This window comes from Aureimonas sp. D3 (assembly GCF_001463805.1).
Classification (GTDB): domain Bacteria; phylum Pseudomonadota; class Alphaproteobacteria; order Rhizobiales; family Rhizobiaceae; genus Aureimonas; species Aureimonas ureilytica_A.
In genome coordinates, this window is sequence record NZ_BBWM01000094.1 from 1 (window position 1) to 4,024 (window position 4,024).

Sequence of the window (4,024 nt, forward strand, 5' to 3'; positions counted from 1 at the left end):
CCGCAGCTAAGTAGCCCTGACAGCCGAAAGCTGCCTGACCGGTTTCCACCCCGTTCAGTCTCAGACCGCCAAGAAAGCGGACGCTCGAAAGCGGTCCATCCGCTATCGACCCATCAGTGACGAATGATCGAAGGCAACGGAGTTCCGAAACCGGTCATTCGCCCCCCGAACGATCGAACTGGCGGGGAACACGTCTTCGGCGTCCAAGGGGATCGAGAGACCAGATACGCTTTAAGGGAATACCCTCGTAGTTCGTTGATGAGCGTCGACCATTCCGATCGGTCACGTAGACCTTGACCCATGGGATGGAGCGCCCCGCTCCGAAAGTGCCCGACAATTCTCTGAAATCGGTGCTTTTTGCTGCGTTCCGTTGGCAGAAGGCGGGGAAAGCCTTTGCAAACCCCAGCACGGCAGAGCGTAGGTTGGGCGAGGCACGGCCTTGAACGATCCGACCGCGAAGGAAGTCAATCTCGATCAGGCCATCTTCGCTGGATGCTGCTTCACCGAAAACGTCCACCGGATGGTAGCCAATGACGAAGGATTGGCCGCTCGCCAACGAGTCCGCGATGTTATGACCGATCGCACAGAGTTGGTCATGCTTCATGGTTGGATGGTTGCATGTGTTACGGCAGATTTCCAGTACGCGGATCGTAGAGCGGAACGTCCGCAAACCACCCCGTCCGGTCTATGGCGGCAGAGAAGCATACGCTCGAAAGCGGTCCATCCGCTATCGACCCTTCAAAGCCACCCTCAAGCGGTTCTAATCGTTCCCGAACCGGACATTCGCGATCGGGTCGCCAAGGTCGAGCCACTGATCAGGCCGCCGCTGTCCGTCTAGCCTCCTGCGTCAGTCCTCCATAGCCCCAAGCATCGGCTGTCACCTCGTTGACCACGACATAAGTTGCGAGCGGCAGACTGGCGCCGAACGCGCTCCTAAGCAGGTCATGCGCCTGTCGAACGAACTCAGCCTTCTCGTCAGCGCTGTTAGTTCCCGCCGTGACCTTCACGTCGAGATGGGCAGCGCATGAGACCGGCTGACCACCGATGCTCCAGCGCGTCGTGTCGTGCGTCTCGACGAGGACGGCCGTCAGTTCGGCCTTCTTGCGCATGACGCTTGCCATGAGCTCTGTCGCCCCCTTTTGGAGGACCTCGACCTGTTCCGGTCCGAGTTTAGCACCGGCAATTCGGATATGAACGAAGGGCATGACGGTTGCTCCCGATCTGATTGACGGGACGATCATGCCGCTCCACGATCGTTGTGACTATCGCGTAATTTCAAACCAAAGATCGAGCAAAACTGAATGGTGGCCGGACTCGTCAACCTCGACATGGATGTGCTTCGGACCTTCGTCATCGGCACCGATCTCGGCAGCTTCGCCAAGGCTGCCGACCGGCTCGGGCGCTCCCCGTCCGCCGTCAGCCTCCACCTACGCAAGCTCGAGGAGCAGATCGGGCAGCCACTCGTGCGCAAGCAGGGTCGCGGCCTCGTCCTGACGGAGGCGGGCGAGACGCTGATGGGCTACGCCCGGCGTATCCTTGATCTCAACGACGAGGCGAGGCTTGCTCTCGGCGGGTTGGCGAAGCTCGAGGGCTGGGTGCGCGTCGGCGTCCCTCAAGACTTCGCCGAGACGTGGCTGCCTTCGCTGTTGGCCCGCTTCCAGCGTGCTCATCCGAAGGTCCGCATCGAGGCCCGGGTCGACCGGGGCGCCGCGATGGCCGATGCCGTCGGCGCCGACGCGCTAGATCTCGCCCTGACCTGGGGAGCAATGGGCAACCCGGACGGCCAAGTCGTGGGTGAACGGCGGCTCGCTTGGATCGCGGCCTCAGACCACCGCATCGTGGATGGCGAGCCGCTCCCGCTCGTCGCCTTCGAATCTCCCTGCGCTTTCCAGCACCGTGCGACGGAGGCGCTCGACGCGGCGGGTCGACCATGGCGCCATGCGTTCTCGACCTCGAGCCTTCTCGGAGTCTGGGCCGCCGTCCGGGCGGGGCTCGGCGTTACGGCGCGGACCGTGGACGCGATCCCATCCGATCTATGCGATCTCCATTCCGATGCGCTCCTTCCCGATCTTGGATCGCTCACGCTGGTGCTTCACCGGTCGCCGACGAGGACACCTATCGCGGATACATTCGTGGATCTGCTCCTCGATGCCGTCGAGGCCGAGAGCGGAATGGAGGGCTCCTGACGACCCTTCCGAGACGTTGACCAACACTTGACAAGCCCGCTGGAAGCGGACGTTCGCACGTCGCCGGGATGCCGTCTCACGTTCGGTGTATCCGCGCCGCGAAACAGCCTTGCTTGGCGTTGTGGGCGTGGATCGTATGGACAGCGGCATTCGCGAACATACGCTCGACAACCGATTCGATTTCTGTGCCCTCGACAACATCGGCCACCTGCATCATGCCCGCGGCGTCGAACGCACGCAGCGAGAGCAGGCGGCGGCGCAGCACCTCCGGCACACGACCGACCTCGTCGTACCGATCCGTCGCGCCCTCCCAAACGAAGATCGCGTGGGTGGCTCGGTACGGCGAGCGAGCATCCAACGAGACGTGGTTCAGCAGAAGGGCGTTCTCGCCGACGGGGATCTCGCGAAGCGTGATCCGATCGGGGAAGCCGGGGCTCTCGTCGACCCTCATCCGGATCGCGCCGTGAATGCCGAGATCGGCTTCGTCGAGGCCGTAGAGATGGCGGAAGGGATCGGGCGACAGCCCGGTGATGCGATAGGTCAACGGCAAGCTCCTTCGAGTGACGGAACCATTTGTTGGAATGGAACGACGCAGGGCCACCCGTTTTCCCACACCGGTGCCCGACGACGACGGCAGGGTTGCAGCGCCGTACTCGTACGCAGCCTCTCCGCAGGAAATCGGGTGGCTCCCGGAACCGCGCTTTTCTAGCGTTCTCGCGTTGTTCAGGAGCCACCGGTACATGAGACAGTCAGAAAACCATCCGTCGCCCTCGGTCAGTGTCCACCGCACCATGACGCCGCTCGAATGGGGACTGCTCGTCGCACTCTCGGTCCTGTGGGGCGGCTCGTTCTTCTTCACCGGCGTAGCCATTCGGGAGCTTCCGCCCCTGACGATCGTCTTCCTCCGGGTTGCGCTGGCCGCCGCGATCCTACTCGTCGTCCTGAAGGCGATCGGCTTGGCTATGCCGAAGAACCGGTCCGTCTGGTTGGCCTTCTTCGGCATGGGCTTCCTGAACAACGTCGTGCCCTTCTGTCTCATCGTCTGGGGGCAGACGCATATCGCGTCCGGGCTGGCGTCGATCCTGAACGCGACCACGCCGCTCTTCACCGTCGTCGTGGCGCATGGCCTCACCGCCGACGAGAAGATGACCGGTGGCCGCCTGGCAGGCGTTCTCTTCGGCCTCGTCGGCGTCGTCGTGATGATCGGTCCTGCCGTTCTGGACACGTTCGGGACCAACGTCCTGGCGCAACTCGCCGTGCTGGGCGCCGCCGTCTCCTACGCCTTCGCCGGCATCTACGGTCGCCGCTTCAAGCGCATGGGGGTTCCAGCCTTGGCAACCGCGACGGGACAGGTGAGCGCGTCTGCGATCATGCTTCTTCCCGTGGTCCTCGTCGCCGACCAGCCGTGGACGCTCCCCATGCCGCATCCGACGACCTGGGCGGCCATGCTCGGCATCGCCGCCCTCTCGACGGCCCTGGCCTATGTCCTCTACTTCCGGCTCCTGGCGTCCGCCGGGGCGACCAACCTCCTCCTAGTCACGTTCCTGATCCCCGTCAGCGCGGTCGTTCTGGGCTCGCTGGTGCTTGGGGAAACGCTGCAAGCGAAGCACTTCGCGGGGATGGCCTGCATCGGGCTGGGGCTCGCGGCGATCGACGGACGCATCATGGCGAGGCTCCGGGCCGAAACGGGCTCTACCACCGATGCAACGAATGTGAGCGCAACCCAAAGCGACCCGGCAGTCTATCAGGGTCGAGACATCTGATGCTCAGCGCGAGACCGAAACCCTAGGGATGTAGGTCCGCTTCCTTCCCTCAACGATCAGAAGCGGACCGTCGCC

At 63.5% G+C, this 4,024-nt stretch carries 5 protein-coding genes; 2 read left to right on the top strand and 3 right to left on the bottom strand.

Annotated features, from left to right (window positions below):
• Positions 1-154 precede the first annotated feature (154 nt).
• Entirely contained in the window at positions 155-604 is a 450-nt protein-coding gene (locus AUL36_RS24100; RefSeq protein ID WP_156418553.1) for a hypothetical protein, read from the bottom strand.
• Positions 605-815: 211 nt separating this feature from the next.
• Complete coding sequence (locus AUL36_RS22895; protein WP_308418395.1) at positions 816-1,121, bottom strand: tautomerase family protein; 306 nt, start codon at positions 1,119-1,121, stop codon at positions 816-818.
• 180 nt (positions 1,122-1,301) lie between these two features.
• Here AUL36_RS22895 and AUL36_RS22900 point away from each other — a divergent pair, with 180 nt between their 5' ends.
• Positions 1,302-2,186 carry a LysR substrate-binding domain-containing protein gene (locus AUL36_RS22900; RefSeq protein WP_062224568.1) on the top strand — a complete coding sequence of 295 codons (885 nt, stop codon included), beginning with the start codon at positions 1,302-1,304 and terminating at the stop codon, positions 2,184-2,186.
• A 76-nt stretch (positions 2,187-2,262) separates the two neighbouring features.
• On the opposite strand, the gene AUL36_RS22905 is transcribed toward AUL36_RS22900, so the two are convergent.
• Positions 2,263-2,730, bottom strand: coding sequence for a DUF1203 domain-containing protein (locus AUL36_RS22905; RefSeq protein ID WP_062224570.1), 468 nt, complete (start codon positions 2,728-2,730; stop codon positions 2,263-2,265).
• Positions 2,731-2,926: 196 nt separating this feature from the next.
• On the opposite strand from AUL36_RS22905, the gene AUL36_RS22910 reads away from it, so the two are divergent.
• Positions 2,927-3,949 (top strand): DMT family transporter, encoded by a 1,023-nt coding sequence (locus AUL36_RS22910; RefSeq protein ID WP_244497206.1) that lies wholly within the window; start codon positions 2,927-2,929, stop codon positions 3,947-3,949.
• Positions 3,950-4,024 lie beyond the last annotated feature (75 nt).